We start from the raw sequence: 26,250 nt of genomic DNA, 5'->3' as shown, positions 1-26,250 counted from the left end.
CTATCGGGTGAGCGTTGCAACATGGGATCAGCAGGCCTCGGCGCGGGTCGGTGCCGTGCCCAACATGTGATGGTCAAGCCCGGCAGCGATGGCACCCGCGCGCGGGATCAGGCCATACGGATCGATTAGCGTGCGACCGCGCATGCGGCGGGCAAGTTCCTCGGGGTCGATCTCACGGTACAGGGGCCAGGGCGTGACGATCACCACCGCATCGGCGCCGTCGCAGGCGTCGAGAGCGGTTTCCGCTTGGCGCAATTCCGGCAGGATATTAGCGGCACGGACTTGTGGGTCATGGGCGGTCACCCACCGCGCATCCAGATGTGACAGCAGCGCCAGTGATGCCGCGTTCTTGGTGCTGTGGGTGTTTTCTTTGTAGGCCAGCCCAAGCAGGCCGATGGTGGCATCGGGCTTCGTGTCGAGCACGGCCTGCTTCAAGGTGCGATAACACCAGTCCTTGCGGTGTCGGCTGTTGGCCAGCCAGGCGTGGACGATCCCGGCATCGGTGGCGTGCCGGTCGGCGAGCCCGATCACGGTGGCAAGATCGCGTTCGAGATTGCCGCCTGCCAAGCCCAGGCCCGGCGCGATATAGCTTTTCGGGCCGATGCGGGCATCCAGGCGCAGGGCCGGGATGATTTCCGACCAGTCGGCGCCGACATGCTCGCAAACCTCGGCCATGGTGTTGGCGACGCCGACGGAGGCGACCAGGCACATGTTGATGGAGATCTTTGCCAGTTCGGCACTTTCATATCGCATGGGAAGGATGGGGCAGTCGAAGGCGCCGAGGTAATTTTCCAGACGCGGGTCTATTGCCGCATCCGGTTTCGCGCAGCCGACGATGAACCGTTCCGGATGCATGGCGCGTTCCACGGCACGCCCGAAGATCAGGGTTTCAACCTGATAGTAAAGCCGGGCGGGATCGCGGCCCAGGGTGCGGGTGAAGCCTGGCGGCACCTGGCAGAGAACGATCAGAAGGGCATCGTCGCTCATGGCGCGTTCGGTCGTCGCGATGATGCCGGTAATAGGGGCCAGATCACTTTGGCCGTTGTCGTCGGTGGGCACGTCGACGGAGATATAGACGATGTCGCAATCGGCAAGCTTGGTGTCGTCGCTGGTAAAGGTCAGGCGTTCACGGTTCCGCGCGATCATGTCGTCCAGGTCCGGTTCGGCGACGGGAAGGTGCCCGGCGTTGATGGCGTCGACACCCGCCGGGTCGTCTTGATAGCCCACGACCTTGAATCCGCGTGCCGCCGATGCCGCCGCCATGTTAAGGCCGAGATGCGTCAGGCCGGCAAAACCGATGACGGGTGCCGTCATGTGTCCGCCCCTTCGCGCACTAAGTCGTGCACGCCAGCCTGGGCGGCCAGATCGCGCAGGGTGCGATTGATCCAGAGATCATTGGCCAGACTGTTGGTGCCCGGCGTCTTGGCGCAGAGCTCCTTGAAATGCGCGTACTCCAGGTCCCAGGTCGGATCGGCCTGGACAAGGGTCACGGCCTCTTCCGGGGGGCGGCCGCTGGGCAGCACGCGGGTCCGGTGCGTGAAGGTCGATGGTCCCCATTTGCACAGGCTTTCGATATGCGCGCTGCCGTGCGCGGCGACGATGTCGGTGGTGTGATGGTTGCGCCAGCTCAGCATCGTTATCTCAAGTTGGATGGCCAAGCCATCGGCGGTGTCAATCACGACATGATCAAAGGACCGGTTCTCGTGACGGTATGCACCCCGCACACGGAAGCGCGCGTCGAAATCCTGGCCAAGCCAAAACCGCAGGGTGTCGAGTAGATGGCTGCCCAGATCCGGCAGAACGCCCGCACCCTGGTCACGCCAGGCGCTGTCGCGCACCAGGCGGGCGGTGCCATTTCCGTAGAACATGCGCAGTGAATAGATCTTGCCCAGTCGGCCGCTCTTGATCAGGTCGGCCATGCGCATGAAGTGCGGCTCGAAGCGATGATTGTAGGCGGTATAGCAGACCGTGCCGGACTTTTCGGCCAGGTTCGCAAGGCCGATCAGGTCATCATCGTTGGTGGATAGCACGGGCTTTTCAACAAGCACATGCTTCCGGTTAGACAGCAGATATTCCAGAAGCTGGATTTTCGGCTCGTCAGGAATACACAGCAGGGCGGCGTCATAAGCGTCGACCGGCACGTCACGAACGTCTTTGTAATCGACGTCTTCCCGTACAGGGTCCACGGTGGCGACCGCGTCGGCACCCGCGGCGGAAAGCCGCTTGGCGCCCTGGACCCCCATTCCGGCAACGATGACCCGCATGTGCGTCAGCCGCCGTACCCGGCGGCTTTTTCGACTTGGTCGATGCGGGCCAGAACGTCGCCCGGACGGATCGGCACATTGCCGTCGATCTCGCATTCGCAGGCGGCGGCCATGGAGCCGAGGATTCCGGCAATGACTTCGTTACCGGTCGCCAGCATGGTCATCGTTGCGTAGGACAGCAGCGCATCACCCGCGCCGACAGCATCGGCGATGTTGTGGGCGAAACTGTCGACGGAGAAATAGTTGCCTTCATCCTCTGTGCCGATTTTGGGCCGGGAAACGAACGCACCGCGGTCACCGAGTTTGAGAATTAGGAGTTTACATGCGTTGGCGGAAACCAAGGCGCTGGCCAGCGCGCCGACGGTGGAATCCTGATCGCCCAGCGCGAACCGTGCTTCCCGTTCGTTGGGCGTGACCAAGTCGAAGTTCTTGAACTCGGTAATGTTGCCCCAACGGCTGGCGACCTGGCTGTCGGCCACGCGATAGACATCGTGCGGAATGGCACTGGTTAACTGCGGCACGGTCCAGTGATTGAAGATGCCGTGCCGGAAATCGCTGAACACGACGGCATCGGTTTCCGTGCCCGTGATCTTCGAGGTCAGCTGTTCGAGAATGCCTTCGGAAATCGAACGGTTGTCAAGGGTATCAACCTTCAGAAGGCGGTACCCGCCGGCAATGATGGCGTTCTTGTTGGTTGTCGGGCGGGTATCATCGATGATGGCGTTGATCTTGATGCCGGCCTCTTTCAGGCCGTCGATCACGAAATCGGCAAGCACGTCCTTACCCAGGACCGTTGAAAAAGTGACGTCCGCGCCGGTCGCGTTCAGGTGTTGGGCGACGATGCCGGCGCCACCGATGTAATCGTCCTTGCCTTGGTAAAGTACGCTGAAGGTCGGTGTCTTGGTTTGACCGCCGATCAGTGACGTCCGGGTGTAGCTGTCGACGATGGTGTCGCCGACGACATGGACGCGGAAGCCCCGCATCTTGTCCAAGGTCGCCCGCAGATCGGTGAAGCTCAGATTATGGGTGTGGAGAAGCGTCAGCAGCTTTTCCATCTGAATGTTCGGCGCGGCAAGCTCGATCAGGCGCGATGATGAATAGACGATGTCGCCCGGTGTGAAGATCATGCCGCCGCCATAGCCTTCGACGATATCAGCTTCTTCCTGCGTCGCCGCCGGAAGCCCGCCCGAGGTGTATTCGAACCCCTTGGCGAAAAGGTCGGGCTGAAGGCCGCGAAGATTCTCAAGCGGCTTGGCATTCTCGTCGATCATCACGTAATCGACCATTTCGAACGCGGCAAGATTCAAGGCGCGCAGACGCTCGGGGACGTGCGGTCTGTAGGTGCCTTTCTTGATATGCCTGTCGGCGGTGATCGAGGCGATGAGAATGTCGGCCTTGGTTTTGGCATAGGCCAGATGTCGGACATGCCCGGGGTGCACGACGTCGAACACGCCGTGACACATGATCACCTTGTTCTTACGCGGGAAGGGGCCGATCAGGTCGCGCAGTTCCGCGGCGGTCTTCAGCTTGAATTGGTATTTTTCGAAAAATTCAGCGGTCATGTCTTGTCCGTCGGCGCCATGTATTTGAACCAGGTTTTGGTCGCCTGTTCGATGCTTGTCGGATCCCACAATGGCGCATCGCGCCAGTTCTCGATCTCGGCGGTCATGCGGCCGACGCCTTCTTCGAACGACACCACAGGCGCCCAGCCTAGGTCTTTTGTTATCTTGCCGATGTCGGCCCAGGTGCAGTCCGGCTCGCCCGGACGTTTGGGGATGTAAACGACCTCGCCCCCCAAAAGTTCGACCAGGCGGTTGACCGTCTGAGGATTGCCCGCGCCCAGATTGTAGATCTCACCCGTGTGCTCCGTCTCCGCCGCTGCCAGAAAGGCGCGGGCCACGTCGGTGACATAAAGAAAGTCGCGGCCTTGGGTGCCGTCACCGACGACGGTGAAGGGTTTGCCGGCCAGTTTCTGCTTGAAGAACACGCCGAACACGGCGCCATAGGCACCCGTGGTGCGGACGCGGGTGCCGTAGGCGTTGAAGATGCGGATCGCGTTGACCGACAGGCCGTAAACTTTGTGCCAGTGCAGGGCCGCCTGTTCGCCCTGGTACTTGCTGAGGGCGTAGGGATATTTGGGGTCGATGGGATGGTCTTCGCGGGTCGGCACGTCGGCCAGGCCGTAACAGGACGATGACGCGGCATAGACCAGTTTCTGCACGCCGGCCGCGCGCGCGCATTCCAAAACCTTCACCGTTCCCTGGACGTTGATGTCCATGTAGTCGATGGGCTTTTCGATCGACGGCACGATGTCGCCGATGCCGGCGAAATGGAACACGAAGCGGGCGTCTTGGAATAATGCCGACCCCGGCGTGAGGGCGCGGATGTCGGCATGTTCGACGGCGAGGTCGGGATTGCCCGCGAGGTGCGTGAGATTGCGTTCATGGCCGCCGGAGAAGTCGTCGATCACACGCACGGCGTGGCCGCGCTCCAGCAACACGTCAACCATATGGCTGCCGATAAACCCGGCGCCGCCGGTGACAATGGCGATCGGTTTGGTCGTCATGCGGCGTTAAGCGCCTTCATGCGGCGAACGTTGAAGTACTTGTCGTCATCCATGCTGTTGGGCAGATCGCCGTTGCGGAAGGCCCGGCACAGGCCGCGCACCGCGTCTTCGATGTTGTATTTCGGCGAGAAGCCGAGCATGCGGGTGATCTTGTCGGAATTGACGTGATAGGAGCGAATGTCGTCGGTCGGCGTGGTAACGATGTCGATATCGCCCTTTTCGGGAAACTCTTCCTGGACGACCTTTTTGACGATCTCGGCCAGTTGCATGATGCTCATGTTCTGGAAAGCAACGTTGAAGGTTTCGCCAGCGATCTTGTCGTTCGGCAGGTCGAGCAGCATTTCATAGCAATCGCACATGTCCTGGACATGCAGGTTGGGGCGCATCTGCGATCCGCCGAACACGGTGATCTTGCCGTTGGTCACGGCATGGTTGGTCAGGATGTTGACCGACACGTCCAGGCGCTGACGCGGCGCGTATCCACACAGGGTCGCGGGACGGATGGTGACGCAGACAAAATCGTCGGACTGATGCTTGAACAACAGCGGTTCGCACATGCCCTTGTACTTGTTGTACAAGGTCAGCGGCACCAGGGGGTGGTCCTCGGTCACGTCAGGCGATTCAGACACGCCGTAGACCGATGACGACGAGGCGAAGATGAAACGCTTCACCCCCGCTTCCTTGGCGGCGATCACCATGGGCTCGAAGGCGTCCAGGTTGACCGAGGTCGACAGGTTTTCGTCCAGCTCGAAGCTGGCGTCGTTGGAAATGCAGGCCAGGCTGATAACGGCGTCGACACCGTCGAGCGCGCCCTTGAGCGCCGCCGTGTCGCGGATGTCGCCTTTGACGACGCGCAGGTTGGGGTTGTCCTTGGGCAGGAAATCGTCGCCGTAATACATGATGTCGAACACGGTGACCTTGTATCCCCGGGCAAGCAGCTGCGGTGCCAGAAGGCTGCCGACGTATCCGGCGCCGCCGGTGATCAGGACGTGATTGAAGGCGTTGGGCATGTCTCGAAGCTCCGTTGGTTATTCGGCGGCCGCGTCGGCGGGCGTGACGATGGTGTAGCCGGCGGCGCTGGCGTCGCTGTAGAACATTTGGACGGTCTCTCGGCTGAAGACTTCCAGGTCCTTGCCGATGCCCCCAAGCTTGCCGAGAAGGTCATTGGTCGCGGTGATGATATGACAGCCGACCTGATCAGCCTGGATGACGTTCAGCAATTCACGCGGGCTGGCCCAGAGCAGCTCTGCCTTGGGCTTGTCGGCCATGATCTTCAGCGCCTCTGCCATCAGCGGCATGGGGTCGAGACCCGTGTCGGCGATCCGTCCGGCGAAAACGGAGACGATGGCCGGCACTTCTTTGTCCAAGGCATCGGTGATGGCGCGGACCTGATCCAGCGAGAACACGGCGGTGACGTTTAGTTGCACGCCTTCGGCCGACAATTTCTCGATGATCGGGCCGGTGAATTCGCCCTTGGTGTTGGTGACGGGAATTTTGACGTTAACGCTGGGCCCCCAGGCGGCGATGGCCCGCGCCTGCGCGGCCATCGTCGGCAGGTCGTCGGCGAACACTTCGAAGCTGACCGGGCGGTCCGGAATGGCTTTCAGCACCTCGCGGGCGAAGGCTTCATAGTCTCCCACCCCTGCCTTGCGCATCAAGGTTGGGTTGGTGGTGAAGCCCTTGATCAGCGGGTTGGCGTACATCCGGATCATGCCGTCCAGATCGGCGCCGTCGGCGAAAAGCTTGATGGTCAGGTCATTGACGTCCGGCATGGCGAGGTTCCTTTAACTTCCTCGGTGGATCAGAGATGGGCGGCGGTGCGGATCAGATCCGCGGCTTCGCCCATGGATGCAGCGGTGAAATCCTGGGTCACCGGGCGCCTTTCGCCATAGCCGCGATCGATGAATACAGTTCGGCAGCCTGCGGCGCGGCCGGCGTCGATATCACTCCAGCGGTCGCCGACCATGAAGCTGGCGGCAAGGTCGATATCGAATTCCTTGGCCGCATTCAGGATCATGCCAGGCTTGGGCTTGCGGCAATCGCAACCGTCGGCTTGTCCGTGATAGCAAACCTTCACGGCGTCGATGGGCAGATCGCGGGCCAATCGCGCGTTCATGTCTTCGACAACGGCACGGTCGACATGGCCGTTGCCGACGTCCGGCTGGTTGGTCACAACGATCAACAGGAAACGATCCTTCTTCAAGGCGCCAAGGGCGCCTGCCGCATCCGGGAGAATGTCGAAATCCTCAAACCGGGTCGGTGCATATGGCTTGCCGTCGCGCACATCGGATCGGGACAGCACGCCGTCACGGTCAAGAAAGACGGCTTTGCGAAGGCGCTCACTGGGTGCCATGGGCGGAAACCGGCATGCTGTTGGATGGGGCAGATCTTAAGGGCATCACGCCATGCTACCGCACTCCGGGTGAAACCACGGCGAAATACCGGATGGGGGCACGAGAGGTGTGTGAGACGCAGGCTGCCCGATGTTCATGCAGTGAACAATGAAGTCAGAATATTGCACAGTGGTGGTGTCGATGCAATCATAAAACCGCAGATTTCTGCCGTTTCAGATCGGTCTGCTTCGCTTCTCCCAAGCCCTGTTGTCGGCCTACCGAATTGCCTGACACGGCGTGCTTGCGCCATCGGCCCTTATGAATGACGCCGGCAGGGAGGTGATCGGAACGGGTTCGCTCGTGCGGCGCCCCAAATCCGCCAGCAGCTGCCTGGCGGCGTCTGCTTCCGCTTGGGAAAAGGTAACGATGAAGTCGGGGATGCGGCCCTGGTGTGAGGCCACTAACTGAAATGCGCGAGGTCCCCGCGCAGGGTAGATAATTTCTTCATCTCGCCAAGCGATTGGGCCGGAGAATACCCGGGGCCGTCCGCCGTACCCATGACCGCGATCCTTGTACCCCTTGGCGCGTATGCCATGGACGACGACATGGCCGACATTCATGCCGAGATTGCTTAGGTACAGAGCAAAGGTGGACGATAAGTCATTGAAATTGTGAATATAATGCAGACCATCATACTTGCCGCGGTTGAGTAGAATTTGCGGGCTGACCCTTAACAGAACGACCTCGTGTCTGGCGAAGCATGCTTGCCACGGCATCAGGCGCTCCGCCAGACGGGCGTAGCGTGCGTGTAGGTAGGTATCCGCCTGGATACCAGCAGGAAGGACGGTGGGAACGGGTGAAAACTGCCTTTTGACATCGTCGATTGTCGCCATGGCCGAGATCCGTTCAGACATGCCGCGAAATGTCACATTGAGAACGGGCACCGCAGCAGCACAAAAGATATAGGGAAGCGCCAAAAGCCCGAACCGTAAGAGTGCGCTCTGATTCTGGGCCTTTTCGGCGATCCACTTAAATGCCACCACGATGTACCCGGCAAACGCGAAAAATCCACAAAATGTCCGGTTCGCCGAGATGGTCGCCAGATCGCCAATCTGTTCGGAAAATAACGTCAGGCCGAGCGTCAGGAATGCAATCACATGGATGGATGCATACGGCAGAACGTCCGCAACCGTCCGCCGCCCGGTTCGAACAACGGCGACGCAAAACCCGAGGATCAGAAACGGCGTATGCCAATAGTTCAGTATTGGTGCCCGTGCGCCGGTTAGCAGCGGGTCCGGTAGATTGGGTGCGGCCTGCGTCAGGAAAGGAAAGATCATTTCGCCAAGTAAGGCGATATTTCCGAGCACCGTCGGCAGTAACTTTCCGGGTGACGTTTCAACTTCGTCCCATTGGTCGGGGAAAAAAATGCTGACCGGATCGATCAGATAAGCAGCGTTACGCGGGTCAAGCAGGCAGAGTAGCGTCGCGGTCGCAATGGTAATTCCGAAAGCGAGGCGAAATTGGCACGAAACGAATTCCCGCCACGCTGCCCCTAAGCCGAACACGCGCTGCGCAACGGCGATGCGTGACAAGAAAAACCAGGCTATCCAACCGACCGCGAAGTAACGACCCATGGCATAATGGATCAATAGCATGGCTAGGACGAACACCACCGTGGATTGGGCAATCAAGCAATTTGGTTTGCGGCCAAGAGTTTGTGTTCGTTCCACTAACAGCACACAAAGAAGAGAAGTTGGCGTGAACACGAGCATCTGATTCGACATGAACAGATAGCCGATGCTCAGCACGGTCAGCGTCGTACCGGCCAAGGCAGCATATAGTCCAAACCATCGGCGAAAGACGACGATGATCAGACCGTAGGCAGCGAGCCCATACAGCAAAGACGCCGTCCGGAAAGTGGGAAGCGAAAGGCCGAAAAGGTCCGTTGCAAACCGGCCCATGTCCAGCAAGGGATACCCTTGTCCACCGATGTTTGCCCGCGGGGCAATCGCGAATGACAAATGAGGATCGACGGTCGCGTAGTTGTAGAAATACTGGAATGCTTCCCACTTGCTGAGGATTGGAACCAGTTGATGCCACCCCAAACCAAACGCCAGGGCGCCCAGAAGGACCATGGCCAGCAGTGGCGCGATCCAACGCTGGTGTAACGCGGGCTGGATGGCCGTCAGCGCCACCACCGCAGACGCTGAGCGGACGTTCGCGCCGTTCGGAAGCTTCGCAGCCATCGGCCTATTTGCCGGTGCCGTTATTTGCGGTGTCCGTGCCCATAAGGATGCGAACCAGCGGCCGAAGCTCTTCTGCGGCGGGCGTCAACATATCGCGCAGGCGTTCGGCGCGAATCCGGAGGCGCTCGCCCTTGTCGCTGGAGCTGTCGACGGAGTCCCCCAGAAGGTCCTGTCGAACCACACTGATTTCTGCGAGGACCTCGGTCTTCAGCTGTTGTGCGAAGCTAAATAAGCCGACGGCCACGGGAAGCAATAGGACCAGCAAGACAACTCCGACGATTGCCGCGCGCAGACCAAACTCGGTTAAGGTTTCGACGGCGATGTCGCGAAGGGATCTGGGGCGATGTATCGACAGGGTGGTCCCCTCACTGCTGACTTCGGCAAAACCAGCCTCAGTAAGGTTGCGCTCAGTTTCTTCGGCACGTGAAATTGCGGCATCAACGGCAGCAGCGGCTGTGGGGCCTTTGCCGGCAACAAGAAGGTCGGGTACGACGGCGACCCAGCTATCGTCTTGCCAATACATTTTCACGATGTATTTCAACATGGGGCTTCTCCTCGAACTCGACGTGCCGGCGGCATCGCCGGCTAAGTAATGTATGAGGGGGGAACTTTAACTATCCGTCATGTGGCCAAGTGTGGATGCGAATCACGCAGATTAGAACGAGCCAGAGAATCAGGGTCGAACTGAAAAGAGCGATTGCTGTTCCTATTGCCGCGCCCTGCAGCCCGTAGCTCGGAATCAAAATGAGATTGGCGACAAGGTTCACAAGCGTCGTTGCCGTCATGAACATACTTTGCAGGCCGGGCCGCCCTGCCTGCAGGATCGCGAAATCGAAAGGTATTGAAAACGCATAAAACGTCAGGGCGGGCAGAATGATCAACAAGATGCCGTATATGGAATCGAAATCTTGGATTGTGATCAATCGCGACACTTGGGGGGCCGCCAAGAGGATGACGGCTGTCGCCGATGCCGTCAGGATCAGGCTGACTCCCCCGCTTCGGATCACGAGACGGCGAAACAATTTCCCGGCACGGGCAGTGAATAAAGGAACAAGTTGCGGGTTCGTGATGTTGCGAATGACGACGGGCAATTGATAGACGCCTTCAACGAAAAATGCGGCAAAGCTGTAAATGCCGATCGCGGAATCATCGACAAACAGCATGAGAACCAGAATATCGAGGCGTATGAATGTTTCGGAAAGAAGCCCGTGCGGAACGGCGCGCATACCGAATGACAAGTGGGTCCGTATCCAGGAGTGAAACCCGTCAGGATCACCGCACCTTTCTGAACGGATACGCCAGGCATCGCGGACCAGGTCGAAATTAAAGGCCAGGACGACGGTTTCTGTGAAGGTAAAACACAAGCCGAGCAGCCCGGGAGATGCGTCAAAACCAAGCACCGCAAAAACCGAGGCCACCAACACGAGGGCCCGCACCGCCTGCACCAAGGCGAAGCGAAAAAACCAGCGCCGCCCGTTAAGAACGCCGAACAGCACCTTGTTGATTACGAACAGGAAGATACCGGGCGCTAAAAAAGCAACGCCCTCCCGTACCTCTGCGCTCAATATCGTTTCGCCACCGAGGATCGCCGCCGCGAAAATCACAGCCACGCCAATACCACCACCGAGAAACGCCAAACGGAGGCCGGTCTCGAGCATCATGTCGGATTGGCGGGGCTTATCACTGTACCGCGCAGAGTGCGTCAGGGCTGAATCATTCAGCCCGAAAACGAACAACTGACCGCTGATTACAAAGATCGCATAAAGCTGATTGAAGATGCCAAGAGACGTGCTGCCGAAGCCGAAATACACACCGATGGTCAAGCCGGCACCCGCGAGAACCTGCACTGCCAGCGACAGCAGATTCCAGCTCGTATCTGCGGCCAAGTTGCGGCCGGCTGCATCGCGTGCAGGGAAATTGGGTGGTTGGGTCAATACAGCTTTGGAATGTTGTTGATCTTGGCCAGAACCTCGTCGAGGTTGATCCCGATCACATAAGCGAAATACTCAAGCGCGCCCCATTTGGGTTGGTTGTCTTCGGTCACAAGCCGCATGGCTTCTTCCCGATCAATCAAGCCTTCGCGAATTTGATTGGAGCGAAAATTATCGAACTCCGAAAACCCCGCGACGGCGTGGAAGATGTAGTTGGTGAAAGCCGTTTGGCCGTCTCCCATGCGCCACTGGTTTTTCCCATAGCGCGAATCCGACTGCCAGTCGTAGAGATCGCGGAGCGTTGCATCGATCTTCCCCTCATCCCAATCGATGTACTCGTAGAGGTACAGAAAATCGTCTTTGAACAAGAAGCTGGTGAAGAAAGACCTGATGCTGTCGTACAGCGATTCATTGAGGTAGCGCGGATTGAGCAGATATTGGGACGCGTAATAAAACGCGAGCTGTGCCTTGACCTTCAGTGGATAGCCATAGAGTCGTGCCGTATAGGTGACGTGATCATGGACACCGCAGAACCCGACGAAGAACTGTCGTTGTTCGAGAAGGGAACCTGAACAGAACACGGTCAAATCAACATCGTAGTCGTGCTTCAGGTCGCGGCCGAGCTGATAGAAGTCTTTGTCCCCCGCCATAAACAACGGAACCATGCCAAGCTGGGGACGTTCCAGCCAAGCGTTGATGTTTTTGCGAATGTGACGGCGTTTCTTCCCGATATCCGGCGCTCTGATGATGTGTTCAATGCCGAGCTTGCTGCACATGATTGCCTGATTTCGCCGCGACTGGTCCGTGGTAAGGCCCCAGTCGTAGGTGTAGGCAATCGGATTCATTCCGTACTCTGTCTTAAGCAAGTGCAGGCCGTAACTGCTGTCACGCCCGCCGCTCAACCCGACAATGCAGTCGTATCGCCCGTCGGTCCGCCGATGTTTGTCCAAAAGTTGTTCAAGGGCCAACCGGCCGTGGACCTTTTGGCGCTTGTGGTTTCGGCAAAAATTGCAGACGCCTTTGTCATCGAACGAAATGCCGGGGTACGTATGAGGTAGCACGCAGGCCGTGCACCGGCGTAAGGCGCCGGCCGAATTCGAGACACGAACCAATGGGACAGCAATCGTTTGCGTCGTGTCTAGCGCCCCATCTTCGGGGGCGGCCATCAATGGGGAGTTGAGCGATCCCTGTTGCAGGGCCATCGTACGCGGGTTGATGTGGGCGTACTCGCCCGGGTGAAGATGAACGATCTTGTGTTCATCTATACCCGCGAAGATCGGGCTATTGGCAATCAGCTGTTTCAGGAAAATCAGTTCAGACGCGAAAGCGAACGCTTCTGATTCGTCGGATTGGACGAAATACAGAGAGCCGGTGTTGGTGGCCAGCTCCAATGTGGCATTAAGCCTGGACATAACGACCACGGAAGCTTCGCCCTCAAGCCGCCCGAAAACGTCGCCGACCGCTGCCCGCAGGTCACCTGTGTGACCGAGAGCCGCGTCGATTGCTTGCATCAACCGTGTTGTGTCGTTGGCCGCATGAACGGTTTCCGCCAATGCGGTTGGCCGGGTCTTTTCCGACGCGGCGGCAGCCGTTTGAGGCAGCAGGCTATCGTCATTGATCACGATTCCGTTGTGCGCGCCGACGATGTTGCCCGCCGTTACGGGTTGGTTGTTATCGTCAATCGCAAGGGATCCGTTGGTTACCAACCGGCACTGTCCGAACGCGATCAGAGGGGCGGCGGCATCGGCAGCGAACCCCTCGGCGATGACGCGCCGATAAGCGTTGCTGGCCAGCATCATGGTGGGATCGCAGTCGCGCCGGATAATATGAACCTTGGCGCCATCATGAAGGGCCAATCCCGTGGCATCCCGCCCGCGTGCCATGGATGCGGTGTACAGAAAATTCAAGGCGTGCTCGAACGTATTCCGGGCGACGCTGTTGCGGTTTTTCAAAATGATGCCGAAGATGCCGCACATTGGACTGAATCGCTTGGGCTGACGGGTTGTATTGGCTGATTAGGGAGAAGTTGATCGCGGTGTCGCGGTGTCGCCAACGTACATCGGTGTGTTGGCATCTGCCACAATAAAGCTCGGGCGGCGGCGAGATTCGACCAACGTCAGGGCCAAGTATTCACCCAAGACACCGATTCCGACCAATTGCAGACCTCCCAGGAAATAGACCCCTGTGGCAAGCGTCAGCCAGCCCGCCGGCGGTTCGGTGGAAAGCCCGAAAAGCCAATCGAAAATCAGATAAGCGGCATTGCCGAGCGCGAGCGCCGCGACAATGAGGCCGGTGATCGTGAACAGACGCAACGGCAAGACACTGAAGGATACGACCCCGTGAATGGCAAACGCCATCAGCCCCATGAAGCGGAATTTGGTCCGACCGAATTGTCGCGCCGAAGGTTTGAATTCTACGCTGGTCTGACGAAACCCAATCCAATGGCAAAGCCCGCGCAGAAACTTTTCCCGCTCGGGAAGCGCCAGCAAGGCATTCAATGCGGCCCGGTCCAGAAGCCGAAAATCGGATTGATGCTGGGTGAGGGGAATGCCTGTCGATCGGCCAACCACCTTATAGAATATGTGGTTTAAGAGCAGCCGAAGTGGTGTCGTGTAGCCGACGGCCTGCTTTTGGGTGCCGACGACATCAAAGCCCTTTTGCCATTGTTCCAAAAGCTCCGGGATGACTTTGGGAGGATGTTGTAGATCGGCATCCATCGTGATGATGATGTCACCTGCGCAATGGTGCATTCCCGCGATCAATCCGCCCTGATGTCCGAAATTGCGTGATAACCGGACGTATTTGATGCGCGGATCCTTAGCGGAAAGGCGCTGCAGCAGTGCGTGGGAATTGTCGGAACTTGCGTTGTCGGCGATGACGATTTCGTAGTTCTCTGTAAGCGGAGACAAGGCTTCCGCGATCTGTTGGCAGAGAGCCTCAAGGTTGTCTTCTTCGTTTAACGCGGGCGCGGTTACCGAAATAAGTTTGCCGGCAAGCGACCGCAGGTTTTCGCGATCGGCCGCGCTTGCGTGATCAATGCGGTTGGTCATGTGGGCTTCCTGGCAATGACAAGCATGATGTCGTGAAGATTGAGCGATACCGTCAAGTCCTGCCCGGGCAGGCGTGACAATAGAGAGTATAACTTGTGTGCGCCCAAACGGAGATCGAAGACACCGTATAGCATGGATCCAATGGTCCGTTTGACCGCCGGATGCGTTACCGACATGAGGTCCATTCCACTGCGCTGAAGCAAGCGTCCTAAGGTCGCAACACTGAAGTAGTGGAGATGCGTTGGTGGGTGGATCATGCGCCAGTTCGGCCCGCGCAGCCTTGCCGTAAATGATCCGATGTCGCCGGTAGTGATGCAGAGATATCCTCCCGGCGCTAGAATTTCGGAGGATTTTTTTAGAACCAGATCCGGTCGTTCCAGATGTTCAATCACATCCCACATACAGATGATGTCGGGCGTGAAAGGAAGGTCAGCCTCCAGAAAATCACCCTCTACCGCGTTCAGGCCCAAATCATCACGGGCATAGGCGACGGCATCCGCAGCGATATCGATTCCGGCGACGTCCGAGAATACCGTGTCGGCCATCTCCATAAAGAAGCCATAAGCGCAGCCGATCTCAAACAGCTTGGAGCTCGCGGATAATCCCGGTAGTGCGCGGATCTCAGCCAGGCGGTGGATAAAATTAATCTGCAGGGCATTCTTTTCTTCAATGTAATCACCGTATTCGGCGCCATGAAAATAATCGTGGCCGTATAGGGCGCGGATTTTTTCCGGCGACAGGCTTACATCTGCCGTATGGAAGCCGCAGGTGTCGCACTTCAGCAGCCCCGGGTACCGGTGGGCCGGCACCAACGGCGCATCACAAACCATGCAGGCGCGATGGCCTTGTGAAATAGGGTCGCTGTTCATTCAAATTCTCCGACAGTAAAACCGCCCATCGCGCTGGGGACGGGAGGATTGCGCCGTTTCCATTCATGCACTAATACTCGGCCTACTTTTTGATCCCCTCTAAATTTTGATCGAGACGGCGATTGGCGAATTTCCTGGTAAGCGGTGGATGTGGGTTCATTGGCCGTGAAGTTGTCAAGCGGCTCATGTCTGCAGGGCATCGCGTTCGCGTACTCGACAATCTCGCCTATGGACAAATTTCGGGGATGGCGGGTGCCGTTGAACTGATCAATGGGTCCGTCGGCGACCGTACGGTCCTTGTTTCGGCACTTGACGGGGTTGATCGGTGCATCCATTTGGCGGGGTCTCCGGTGCTCGACTGCCCAAGAGCAAACCGTGCGGACCATTTGGAAGTTTTCAAAAATTCCGCAGATACCTTTTTTGATACAGCTGCCTCCGCCGGCATTCCTGTGATCTATGCTTCTTCTGCGGCTGTCTACGGTGAAGCCGCTAACAGCCCAATTGCCGAGACGACCCCGTGCGATCCGGTCAATTCGCATGGGATGGAGAAAGTGGCGTTGGAACGTGCTGCGGCATCCGCCGCCGAAACTACGGGCCTGGCATCGATGGGCCTTCGCATGTTTAACGTCTATGGTGCCGGCCAACTGCCTTCCTCTCCTTACTGCGGCGTGGTCCGTCTGTTCGCAGATCGCGTTCTTCGGGCCGAGCCGGTGACGGTCGCAGGGGATGGATCGCAGCAACGGGACTTTATCTATGTGGACGATGCGGCTCGGGCGATCGTCGCGGCGGCGACAAGGGAGCCGAAAGGCGCCGACGTCATTAATATATGTTCGGGAGTTCCGGTAACGGTCGCCCAGGTAATTGATCAGTTGGAGCGTGTCGCCGGTAGGGAGCTTGAAGTTGTTTTCAACGGGCTGGCCGATGCCGGCGTGCGATTGTCCGTCGGCTTGCCGGACAAGGCGCGTGAAATTCTTGGGTTCCAAGCTTCTGTTCCGTTCGACCATGGTGTGGCATTGATGATGGAAGCCCTCATGAATGCGCCTGAGTGACAGTTGCGTCCCGGCAAGATGGCTCTTCGTTACGGCTGCCAGTCAAATACCTGCTTGAGATCAGAGATATAATGCGTCTGGATCAAGTTCATTCGATTGCCGGTATTTGGATAGCCGACGGCGGTAACCAGTACCAAATCATCATCCACAAGTTTTCCGATCCGCCACAAATGTTCAAGACAATGTACAACATGGTCGGTGCTGGATTTCGGAAACGGGATATCAATGAAAAAGCCTTCCGTTCCGTAAAGAAGATTGAAGCTGCGCGCGGCGATGGGATCGTTGCTGATGGCGAGAATCGGTTGGCTCGGGCGGTGGGATGCGACCAATCGCGCCGCATAGCCTGACACGGTGACGGCGACGATCTTCGAGATTGCCAACTGTCGGCAGATAAGCGCGATCGCTGCGTCGACAGCTTTGGGCACAGCTTTTTTGTCGTCGGGCGTGTCGTAGTCGAGAACCGATTGTACATGTGACGAGGCCGCCTTCGCCACATTCTGCATCATTTCGACTGCCTGAATTGGGTGTTTGCCGACCGCCGTTTCCCCGCTGAGCATCGTCGCCGCACATCCATCGATCACGGCGTTGGTGATATCGCTGACTTCGGCTTTTGTCGGGAACGGATTCTCGATCATGCTGTGGAGGATTTCGGTGGCGACGATCACCGGCTTTGCGGCGGCAGTCGCCGCGATGATGATCTTCTTCTGTGCAATGGCCAAGGTCTCCAGATTCGTCTCTACGGAGAGGTCGCCACGATCAATCATGATGGCGTCGGTGGCACTGCAGATCTCTTCCAGATTATCGATCCCGCCTTGGTTCTCAACCTTGGCGACAATGCGGGGCCATGTGCCGCCGGTCAGGCTGCGGATTGCTTCGACATGGGCGGCTGATTCGACGAAGCTGATTCCAATGAAATCCACCTCATTATCGCGGGCAAAGGCGACCATGTCATGGTCACGTTGCGTGATGAGATCCGTACCCAGGCGAACATTTGGCACGTTGATGCCTTTGCGGCTCCGCAATGTTCCATTGACATCGGCACGGCAAACAATGTCGGGGCCGTTGATCTCCATAACCGTGAACCGCAGCGTGCCGTCGTCCGCCAAAATGGTCGTTCCCGGTTCGACGTCCTTGTGCAAATTGGCGTAATTGACGGGGACTTTCTCGGTGCCGTCGTGAACCGTGTCGGTGGTCAGGATCAAGGTGTCGCCGGCCGAAAAAGACGGTTCATGCGCCAATTGTATCGTCCGTACCTTGCGCCCCGGAATGTCCAAAAGTATTGGCGTTTGGGGCAGCGTATCTCGGATCAGCTTGATTGCGTCTCTGTGCCAATCCAGATCGGCATGGCTGCCGTTCAGCCGGGCTATCGACATTCCGAATTCGGACAAGCGGCGCAGCATCTCGGGTGTTGCCGTTGCGGGGCCGATCGTGGCAACGATTTTAGTGGGTGTCATATTATTCGTCCTTTTCGACAAACGAAGGTATTCCCGACAGGTTGTCGACGGCCTTCGGGGACTTGATGTGCGATTTGGTCGCCGCGCCACTACGCAGCAGGAACGGGGGTAAGTAGGTTTCAGTGCGCTTTCTGACAGCTTTGCGGATCATCGTTTTTTACCAGCATCGCAAAGTCCGATGCCCGAAATAACCGTGGGTGTACTCAGGCTGGAAATTGGTGAGAAGCTTTAAAAAATCATCGGGACGATGTCGTGCGGTTTCAGAATGTACTGACAGATGCGCAGTCGCATCGACACGTAGTTCTTCACGCACTTCATGAGCGGCGCGCCGCGGAACATAATTCGTTCGGTGCGAAATGGCAGCAGGATAAGCGGCGACAAAAAGAGAAATATGGGAAATTGCCGCATCAGTGGCGAGCCGTCGAAATAGTCCATGCGCGAAAACCGCGGGGAGAAGATCAGGGTATATCGGAACCGGTCGAACCTGGTGATATAGGCTTCGTGGCGTTGGCTGACGATCGCTTCGCTGAAACCGCTTACCTGATGAGCGGAGGTATTGTCATTCCAATACTTGAGCCCGTTCATTGTCGATTGCATCAAGCTGTCATCCCAAGGGATGCCCAGCCATCCGCAAACCGCCATCATCGTTTTCTTCGGTTGGCGATGGAGGTCCTCCAGGCGGACGACCCGAGATTGAAACTTAACCCATTCAAGGGCGGGCTTGCCGCTGAAGAACCGGGTCAACGTAACGTCGCTGGGAACTGTTGGGTCGTATGTGCGCAGTCCGAGCCGGACGGCTTCGACATGGGCGCGAAATTGCGACCCCAGGGTTTGGATGGGGTCGCGGGCCATGTGAAGAAAACGGCAGTCGGGAAAATCATCAGCGAATGCCGTTGCCGCGTGACGTGGTGTCGTATGAAGGCCGAAAGAAATGATCGCGCCTGTTTCCAACCTGTGTCCGATTGCATTCGCGTAGGCAACATGAAGCGTCTGAAAAAACAGGCGGCGGGTGACCGTGGCATTGTCCGGCAGCATTTCCAGCATTGAGTTACGGAAGACCCCGATGTCCGCAGACAGTGTCTGGTCCCGGGCTTCACCCAGGGTGTTGAAGCCCACGGCATCACCATAGCAATTTGCGCTGCGATGAACCTTTGAAGGCTTCGACCCGATAAACAGGGTCGCGAACTGATCAACGAAAGTATCGATCAGTTCGTTGCTGGGCAGATCACCGAAATCGGTCCAGAACTCGTAAAAGCCCATCAGGACACAATCCGGAGTAGACGCAACCGAAGGATGATTGTCGAGCAGCGAAGACATCAAACCACTTCCGCTTCGGCTTGATGTCAGAACAGCAACAACCGTCGTTAAGTCCTCAGGGTTGATATGAGCATTTAGCCGAGAGGCGGTGTTGGATGTTCGGGTTTTCGATGTCTTCGGCACGGATGTACCGGACCGGCGGCGCCCGGCTCGGGCCGTTGCCGTGTTCTTAGGGTCAGTCATAAGGCACCTTTATAGTGTCGTCCTAATTTTTGCAGGGTTGAGACGCGGCGCTCAATCTCTATCTCCGGAATGCTTTCGCATCAGGACACCGATACTGCCGGATGAGGTCAGAACGACCACCTGTGTCGGCAGGTCTTCGCAAATGGGTAGAATGGAACTGGCGAACCAACCGCGATCACGTTGCTCAATCTCAAAACGCTCCTCAGCTGCGATGATCGCGGGGCTATCGATGATGAGAACTGTTTTGCGGGCGAGCCGTGCTAGGTTTCCGATGATTTCTTTCCGCACGTTTTGCGTCGCATCGATCCCGTTTCCCAGGATGACGCTGAGCACATGTGAGATAACGACGTGGTCATAGGCGTTGTCTTGCAGATCGCCAAGAACCGCTGGATCCGTGAGGTCGCCAGCCCAGGTCTTGACGCGGGGAGATTTAATCGCGGCGGTAATTACGCTGACGGCTTCCGCACTGATGTCCATCGCGTCGATCGGTGATGTCGGGAGCGCTTCCAGCAGTGTCTTGACATTCTGGCCACGGCCACAGCCGGCGTCGAAAATGGTGTCGCCGTCTTGATAATTCAATAAGTCGCCATAATGATCGATGAATCCTTGAAGACGGCCTTCCGGCTGGCCGAATAGCGCGGCCTTTTCTTCTTCTTTCAAGTTGCTATAAGAAAAGTATCCGCGCCCGCTCTGGCTGTAGTGTCGGCGGATATAGGTTGAATAGCGGCGCAAGGCGTAATCGTCGAATTCCCTTCGAAACACGCGACCGAAATATCCCCAGGCTCGGGTTATGTAAGAGAGGGGGCGGGAAATTGGCGACGGTTTGAGAAGAGGGTTGTTCATTCGCCGCAGGAACAACTGATCCTTCACGTGGCGGGCAATTGGAAACAATATAGGCACGAAAATTCGTCCAATGACAAAAGACGTCGCCCTGCCGTATTTGATCTGGGTCATCGACATATCAGGAATAAGACCGTTGGTTCGGAATGATTTTCGGGCGCCTTGTGGTGGAAGTTGTGCGCCAATGGCGTGGAAGCTTGATTGTCAGGAAATATAGGTAAAGCTGCTGTCAGTTATTGGAAAGATCGGACAACCGACATCATGAAAGTTAGATATATTTATTCGGCTTGTATCGAAGTTAGCAATGACGACCTGACGTTGCTAACTGACCCATGGTTCACCGAAGGGATTTACGACGGAAGCTGGTACCACTTTCCCAGAATCCAAGATCCGTTGGACATCCTTGAAGAGCCGGACGTGATTTACATTTCCCACATTCACCCCGACCATTACGATTCCACCTTCCTGAAACAGTTATTTGCAAGGTATGGGGAAAAACCCGTCATTATCCCAGATTTTGAAAACAACTTCCTCGCCCTCAAGACAAAAACCGACGGCATCACCGCATTGCCGACGACGGAAATGCAGATCGGCAATACCGATATCGCTATTTTCCCCAATCTATCCGGTTCCGTCTCCGATATTGATTCAGCTGTACTTGTTTCAGATGGCACCAACGCAGTCCTGAATCTAAATGACTGTGAATGGAACGATGCGCACGTTGACGCGATTCATGCCTATATGTCTCGAAAGAGCATTTCCCTGGACCTTTTGGCATCAGGTTTCACAGGTGCCGGCCCCTATCCCCAGACCTACTTCGATCCTATATCTGAGCGCGACGCGCTGATTGCCGAAGCGGAGGGCAAGAAGCAGCGGTTCTTCGCCCGTTACCAGAAATACTGTGAGGCGTTCCCCGCGCGCTACAATCTGCCATTCGCTGGGAAGTACTTGTTGGGCGGAAAGCTGGCTGGCTTGAATGAATTTCGTGGCGTGGCGGACCCGGTGGAGATCCTAAAGATCGACCCGAAAGCCATCGTCCTTGCCGATGGGGGCGCGGGTACGATTGATTTAGCTGCAGATGTTGTTGGAGAAACCCGCGACGAACCTTATTCCGAGGCGGACCGTCAATCGCGGATCAACGAGATAAAAAACTTGCCCTTGGACTATGAAAGGGAAATTCAGATTCCGTTCGAGAAGATCAACTTTGCCAGGCTCGTGCGGGCGGCATACGGGAAAGCAATCGTCAAAAGCGAAGTCGCTACGGACTACTATTTCATCCTTAATGTTCAGGCACCGGAGAACCGCGCCAATTCCTTTATCCTAAATGCAAACAAGGAGGCGCCGGAAATTAGCTCTTGGGAAACCGGAATTTACCCAGACGCTGACTACTCAGAATTATTCATCGATTACCGGTACGCGTTCGGATTGTTGACCGGCCTCTATCATTGGAACAACGCGGAGGTCGGCAGCCAGATCACGACGCGACGGCGCCCGGGAACCAATTTCCATCGTCCGGCACAAGCGTTCCTGAACTTTATGGCGACGTGCTGACGGACTGATAGGGTATCAGTCGTTTACCACTTCGTCGCATTCTCTTGAAGATCGGGATGCGATACGAGGCAGTGCCACACGACGGCCTGAAACGCTTCCGTATGTGGGGTTATCAAACTTGAATCCACGATCGGAACAATCACGACTTCATCGCCAATTTTTGCAGCGTGTCCTCCGTCTCGGCCAACCACGCCTAAGATTTTCGCGCCTCGTTCCTTGGCGAGTTCCAGTGCATGCAGCAGGTTGACGCTGACGTTCTTTTCCAAATTTCCGCCGCCCACGGAAAAGACAAGCACGGCGTCCTCGGCGGAAAGACGGCTGATCTTCAGCCAGCCAGTGAAGACCGTTTCCCATCCTTCGTCGTTTGTGCGCGCAGTCAATTCCGAGACGTTATCCGTCGGCGCATAGGTTTCGATGCCACAGAGCTTGCGAAAATCGTTCACCGCGTGCGATGCGTTCGCGGCGCTGCCGCCGACACCTAGAACGAAAAGGCGCCCGCCGCGCGCACGCAGCGCGACCAGTTCTGCGACGAGCCGTTCAACCTTGTCGGTGTCGATCTCTTGGGCGATCTCTTGGACCTGCCGAAAGTAGGATTGTGAATGAACCATAATTCTTCCTATGTGCTGACGGATAACTTTTGCATTTCGACCAGGCGGGCGAATATGCCGCGCCGGGCGATCAAAGCATCGAAAGTTCCTTGCTCGACGATGCGCCCTTTATCCAGTACGGCGATATTTTGTGCCTTCGATATGGTCGATAGGCGATGGGCGATCACCAGAATGGTTGTGTTGCCGATTATACTTTCGATGGCGGCCTGGATTGCTGCCTCGCTTTCCGAGTCGAGGGCGCTGGTTGCTTCGTCTAGGACCAGAAACGAGGGTTCGCGAACCATCGCCCGGGCCAGGGCGATGCGTTGCAGTTGGCCGCCGGATAGGCGAGTGCCGCGGTCGCCGACCGTCGTATCGAGCCCATCTTCCAGGGCATCGACGAATTCCTTCGCATTGGCTAGCTTGCAGGCGCGCTTGATTGCGGCATCGTCGATATCCGGGCGCGCCCAGGCAATGTTCTCGCGCACCGACATGTGAAACAAGGCCGGCTGCTGCGGCACGTATCCCAAGGCATTCCGATAGAGCGCGATGTCCAAATCGTTCAGCGGCGTGCCATCGATCAGGATGCGTCCCGATGTGGGCTGTTGCAGACCCATGACCATGTCGGCGAGCGTGGATTTTCCGGATCCGGAAGCGCCGACCAAGGCGGTCATTGCGCCGGCGGGGATCGTCAGATTGACGTTCTGAAGAACGGGCTGGCCGACATCGTAGGAAAACGAAACATCTTCGATGCGAATTTCCTTCTTGAGGCCAGTGTATGTTTTGTCACCAAACCTGAGGCGCGACGCATCGGCCTCGTTGCGAACCCGCATGACTTGCTCATAGCTGGGATAAAGCCCGATCAACTGCAGGCGGTTCTGGTTGATCGTCGCAAGGGCTCCAGAAAGGCGGTTGAAGGCGTAGAGAATCACCGCAACTTCCGACAATTCGACGCCGAGGTGGCGGGACATGAGAAACGTCAGGAAAACAACGACCATGCCGATGGGCGCATAGGCTGAATAGACTGACGTTTGCAAAATCTGCATCTTCACCGACGAATCACGGACGTGGGAAAACGCCTTTCTGATACTGTCAATGGTCCGGCTTTCATTGGCGAACCCGGAAATCAGGCGTAGGTTTTGGAGAGATTCTTGAAGCGTCGTCGCCATGCGGTTGGACGACTTCGTGTACACTTGGCCCAACGTGTACCCCCGGTTCCGGAACAGGCGAAGAGGCACAGTCAAGATGGTGATCGCGATCAGGGCGAAGCCCGTGACCTGCCACGAAATCAAAAGCGGAACACTTAGTAGAATGATCGCCTGACCGATCGGAGCGATCAGCCGGGTTAATGCGGTGAAGGAATCGGCAACCCGGGCGGCTTCCTGAGTCAGCGTGTTGATGAAATCGCCCTGATGGTGGCGGTTAATATAGGCGCCGCTAGCGTAGATCACTTTCTCCGTCGTCCCGACCACCATGTCGCCGCGCACCTTGAATTGCGCGCGTAGGATGAAATAGTTGATCACCACCAGCATCAGGCTGTTGATTACCGTCAAGATGACGAAGGTCGTCAGGAAGGCTTCGATGCCTGGTTCAATGCCAATCCAGGTAAGTGCATCGGTGACGATGGGTGTGATCGCATCCGTCCCAGAGCCCTGGGTCAGGAGATTGACGACCGGGGCGATGGAGGCGAGGGTCGCCGCATCCACAGCCATCAAGATCACGGCCAGAATGACGTTCCCGATAAGAAGCCTGGGATATCGGGAAAATAGCTCGCCGATGAAGCGGGGAAGATTCATTTGACCTGATCAATGACCTGAGTGGCAACGTAGTCCGCGTCTTCGTCGGTCATTGACGGAAACAGGGGAATGGAAAGTGTCTGCGCGTAATGGCGCTCCGCGTGCGGAAAGGCGTCGTCGCGATAACTACCCAGGTCCTTGTGGAAGGGCTGTCGGTGGACCGGAATATAATGAACCTGGGTTCCGACCCCGACGCTTTTGAGCGCCGACATCACTTCGGTGCGGGAGCGGCCCAGGCCGTCAAAATCAATGTCAACCTGGTAGAGATGGAGACCCGAACGGGCCCGTTGGTCCTGTCTCGACTGTGGTACGGTAAGGTTGTCCAGACTGATAAAGCGGCCGTCGTAATAGTCGGCAATTTCTTTTCGACGCGAACGAAAGTGATCCAGCCTGCCGAGTTGGGCGACGCCCAACGCGGCCTGAAGATCAGTCATGCGATAATTAAAGCCGAGAACCTGTTGCTCGTACAGCCAGGGCGCGGCGGTTTCTTTGCCGGTAAAATGGGCAGGGTCGCGTTCGATCCCATGATTGCGGAACAGCCGCAGGCGGCGTGCGAGTTCCGCATCATTGGTCGTCACCGCGCCGCCTTCGCCGGTGGTGATCGGTTTCACCGGATGGAAGGAGAACGCAGCCATGTCGGAATGAGCGCAACTGCCGACCGGGGCCCCGTTCGCATAGGTTCCACCCAATGCGTGGCAGGCGTCCTCAATGACGATGCGATGCTGGGCGGCCGTGCGAATCTCTGGCATCGCCGACGCCAGGCCAGCGAAATGCACCGGCAACACGGCTTTGGTTTCAGGTTGCCTGGCAACAAAATTGGCCACAGTTTCAGCGGCAAGTGCACGGCTATCCACGTCGATGTCGGCGAGGCATGGTGACGCACCGCAATAGGCGGGTGCATTAGCCGTTGCAACGAAGGTCAGGGTCGGCACCAACGCGCGGTCGCCCGGCCCCAGGCCGGCTGCGAGGCAGGCGATGTGCAAGGCGGCCGTTCCGTTGGCGACCGCGACAGCATGGCGTGCGCCGACCCTCTCGGCCAACGCGGCCTCGAAGCGTTCGACCGCGGGCCCTTGGGTCAGGAAATCGCCCTTCAGGACGCCGACGACTGCCGCGATGTCGGCGTCGTCGACCGACTGGCGACCGTAACCGAGGAATCTGCGGCTCAAGCCAGGCTCTCTTCGGTTATCATCGTGCGCAGCGTATCCGCATCGACCCATTGCTGGTTGTTGTCGCTGGTATAGGCAAATCCCTGGCCGACGGGGCTGCCTTCGCTTCCTTCGTAAAGGCGTGCTTTCTCCGCCTCCCACATATGGAAGCTGGGATGGATGATGTAAAAGTTGTCGAATTCCCGGGTCTGGCGCGCTTCGTCCGAGGGGATCATGATTTCATGCAGCTTCTCGCCGGGGCGGATCCCGGTGATCTCATGCGTGCAGTGGGGAGCAATGGCCTTTGCCAAGTCGACGATGCGCATGGAAGGGATCTTCGGGATGAATGTCTCGCCGCCGTGCATGCGCCCCAGGCTGTCGATTACGAACTGCACGCCTTGTTCCACGGTCAGCCAGAAGCGGGTCATATCCGGGTCGGTGATTTGCAGAGTTCCGCTTTCCATCTGCTTCCTGAAGACCGGAATGACGCTACCACGTGATCCGATCACGTTGCCGTAGCGGACGACTGAAAAGCGACAGCCGTCGCTGCCGGAAATGTGGTTGGCGGCGACGAATAGCTTGTCGGAACATAGCTTGCTGGCGCCATAGAGATTGATGGGATTGACGGCCTTGTCCGTCGACAGGGCGATGACTTTTTTGACGCCGGCGTTGATCGACGCATTGATGACGTTCTCGGCCCCCATCACGTTGGTCATGATGCATTCGATGGGGTTGTATTCCGCCGCGACCACCTGTTTCAGCGCGGCGGCATGGATCACGATGTCGATCCCGTCCAATGCGCGCTCCAACCGCTTAACATCGCGCACGTCGCCGATGAAGTAGCGTAAGTTCGGCGCATTGAGCTCGTTCGCCATCTCGAACTGTTTCAGCTCATCGCGAGAATAAACAACAAGTCGCTTTGGGTTGTGGTTAGTTAAGACGTGCCGCACGAAGGCCTTCCCGAAGGAGCCAGTGCCGCCGGTTATTAATACTGAATGGCCGTCAAGAATTCCCATGGACTTGCTTCCGGTCTGCTGCCCGGTGATGGGCATTGATGTGAGGGGCGTAA

General features: G+C 57.4%; 22 protein-coding genes. 2 read left to right on the top strand and 20 right to left on the bottom strand.

The window, feature by feature from the left end:
- Positions 1-27: 27 nt before the first annotated feature.
- From KFF05_17385 to KFF05_17325, 13 genes are all read right to left on the bottom strand, one after another.
- Positions 28-1,314: a UDP-glucose/GDP-mannose dehydrogenase family protein gene (locus KFF05_17385; GenBank protein UTW51643.1), complete on the bottom strand. Its 1,287-nt coding sequence runs from the start codon at positions 1,312-1,314 to the stop codon at positions 28-30.
- Complete coding sequence (locus KFF05_17380; GenBank protein UTW51642.1) at positions 1,311-2,264, bottom strand: Gfo/Idh/MocA family oxidoreductase; 954 nt, start codon at positions 2,262-2,264, stop codon at positions 1,311-1,313. Before KFF05_17380 ends, KFF05_17385 begins: the two co-directional genes overlap by 4 nt.
- Before the next feature lie 5 nt (positions 2,265-2,269).
- A complete protein-coding gene (locus tag KFF05_17375) occupies positions 2,270-3,826 on the bottom strand; it encodes an adenylyltransferase/cytidyltransferase family protein (GenBank protein UTW51641.1) in 1,557 nt (518 codons plus the stop codon).
- Positions 3,823-4,830, bottom strand: coding sequence for an NAD-dependent epimerase/dehydratase family protein (locus KFF05_17370; GenBank protein UTW51640.1), 1,008 nt, complete (start codon positions 4,828-4,830; stop codon positions 3,823-3,825). The genes KFF05_17375 and KFF05_17370 overlap by 4 nt, the downstream gene beginning before the upstream one ends.
- The gene (locus KFF05_17365; protein UTW51639.1) at positions 4,827-5,840 is read right to left on the bottom strand and encodes an SDR family oxidoreductase; all 1,014 of its coding nucleotides are present in this window, start codon (positions 5,838-5,840) and stop codon (positions 4,827-4,829) included. The genes KFF05_17370 and KFF05_17365 overlap by 4 nt, the downstream gene beginning before the upstream one ends.
- Before the next feature lie 18 nt (positions 5,841-5,858).
- Entirely contained in the window at positions 5,859-6,602 is a 744-nt protein-coding gene (locus tag KFF05_17360; protein ID UTW51638.1) for a transaldolase, read from the bottom strand.
- Between the two features lie 29 nt (positions 6,603-6,631).
- Positions 6,632-7,183, bottom strand: a complete 552-nt coding sequence (locus KFF05_17355) for an HAD family hydrolase (GenBank protein UTW51637.1) — start codon at positions 7,181-7,183, stop codon at positions 6,632-6,634.
- Positions 7,184-7,438: 255 nt separating this feature from the next.
- A complete protein-coding gene (locus KFF05_17350; protein UTW51636.1) occupies positions 7,439-9,409 on the bottom strand; it encodes a hypothetical protein in 1,971 nt (656 codons plus the stop codon).
- A 4-nt stretch (positions 9,410-9,413) separates the two neighbouring features.
- Positions 9,414-9,953 (bottom strand): hypothetical protein, encoded by a 540-nt coding sequence (locus KFF05_17345; protein UTW51635.1) that lies wholly within the window; start codon positions 9,951-9,953, stop codon positions 9,414-9,416.
- Between the two features lie 70 nt (positions 9,954-10,023).
- Complete coding sequence (locus KFF05_17340; protein ID UTW51634.1) at positions 10,024-11,295, bottom strand: polysaccharide biosynthesis C-terminal domain-containing protein; 1,272 nt, start codon at positions 11,293-11,295, stop codon at positions 10,024-10,026.
- A gap of 44 nt (positions 11,296-11,339) precedes the next feature.
- The gene (locus tag KFF05_17335; GenBank protein ID UTW51633.1) at positions 11,340-13,316 is read right to left on the bottom strand and encodes a hypothetical protein; all 1,977 of its coding nucleotides are present in this window, start codon (positions 13,314-13,316) and stop codon (positions 11,340-11,342) included.
- Positions 13,317-13,355: 39 nt separating this feature from the next.
- Positions 13,356-14,390 carry a glycosyltransferase gene (locus KFF05_17330; GenBank protein UTW51632.1) on the bottom strand — a complete coding sequence of 345 codons (1,035 nt, stop codon included), beginning with the start codon at positions 14,388-14,390 and terminating at the stop codon, positions 13,356-13,358.
- Complete coding sequence (locus KFF05_17325) at positions 14,387-15,259, bottom strand: class I SAM-dependent methyltransferase (GenBank protein ID UTW51631.1); 873 nt, start codon at positions 15,257-15,259, stop codon at positions 14,387-14,389. The genes KFF05_17330 and KFF05_17325 overlap by 4 nt, the downstream gene beginning before the upstream one ends.
- Before the next feature lie 122 nt (positions 15,260-15,381).
- On the opposite strand from KFF05_17325, the gene KFF05_17320 reads away from it, so the two are divergent.
- Positions 15,382-16,308: an NAD-dependent epimerase/dehydratase family protein gene (locus KFF05_17320; GenBank protein UTW51630.1), complete on the top strand. Its 927-nt coding sequence runs from the start codon at positions 15,382-15,384 to the stop codon at positions 16,306-16,308.
- A 29-nt stretch (positions 16,309-16,337) separates the two neighbouring features.
- Here the strand turns inward: KFF05_17320 and pyk are convergent, their stop codons facing one another.
- From pyk to KFF05_17305, 3 genes are all read right to left on the bottom strand, one after another.
- Entirely contained in the window at positions 16,338-17,762 is a 1,425-nt protein-coding gene (gene pyk / locus KFF05_17315; GenBank protein UTW51629.1) for a pyruvate kinase, read from the bottom strand.
- A 228-nt stretch (positions 17,763-17,990) separates the two neighbouring features.
- Positions 17,991-19,079 carry a sulfotransferase gene (locus KFF05_17310; GenBank protein ID UTW51628.1) on the bottom strand — a complete coding sequence of 363 codons (1,089 nt, stop codon included), beginning with the start codon at positions 19,077-19,079 and terminating at the stop codon, positions 17,991-17,993.
- A gap of 234 nt (positions 19,080-19,313) precedes the next feature.
- Positions 19,314-20,216: a class I SAM-dependent methyltransferase gene (locus tag KFF05_17305; protein ID UTW51627.1), complete on the bottom strand. Its 903-nt coding sequence runs from the start codon at positions 20,214-20,216 to the stop codon at positions 19,314-19,316.
- 147 nt (positions 20,217-20,363) lie between these two features.
- On the opposite strand from KFF05_17305, the gene KFF05_17300 reads away from it, so the two are divergent.
- On the top strand, positions 20,364-21,653 hold the full coding sequence (locus tag KFF05_17300) for an MBL fold metallo-hydrolase (protein UTW51626.1): 1,290 nt from the start codon (positions 20,364-20,366) through the stop codon (positions 21,651-21,653).
- 23 nt (positions 21,654-21,676) lie between these two features.
- On the opposite strand, the gene KFF05_17295 is transcribed toward KFF05_17300, so the two are convergent.
- From KFF05_17295 to pseB, 4 genes are read right to left on the bottom strand one after another with little or no spacing between them, the layout of a single operon-like run.
- Complete coding sequence (locus tag KFF05_17295) at positions 21,677-22,261, bottom strand: SIS domain-containing protein (GenBank protein UTW51625.1); 585 nt, start codon at positions 22,259-22,261, stop codon at positions 21,677-21,679.
- 8 nt (positions 22,262-22,269) lie between these two features.
- Positions 22,270-24,036, bottom strand: a complete 1,767-nt coding sequence (locus tag KFF05_17290; GenBank protein UTW51624.1) for an ABC transporter ATP-binding protein — start codon at positions 24,034-24,036, stop codon at positions 22,270-22,272.
- Positions 24,033-25,253 carry a UDP-4-amino-4,6-dideoxy-N-acetyl-beta-L-altrosamine transaminase gene (gene pseC / locus KFF05_17285; protein UTW51623.1) on the bottom strand — a complete coding sequence of 407 codons (1,221 nt, stop codon included), beginning with the start codon at positions 25,251-25,253 and terminating at the stop codon, positions 24,033-24,035. Before pseC ends, KFF05_17290 begins: the two co-directional genes overlap by 4 nt.
- On the bottom strand, positions 25,199-26,197 hold the full coding sequence (gene pseB, locus KFF05_17280; protein UTW51622.1) for a UDP-N-acetylglucosamine 4,6-dehydratase (inverting): 999 nt from the start codon (positions 26,195-26,197) through the stop codon (positions 25,199-25,201). The genes pseC and pseB overlap by 55 nt, the downstream gene beginning before the upstream one ends.
- Positions 26,198-26,250 lie beyond the last annotated feature (53 nt).

Source organism: bacterium SCSIO 12827, assembly GCA_024397995.1.
GTDB lineage: Bacteria > Pseudomonadota > Alphaproteobacteria > Rhodospirillales > Casp-alpha2 > UBA1479.
This window is presented reverse-complemented; position numbering and strand designations above follow the sequence as displayed.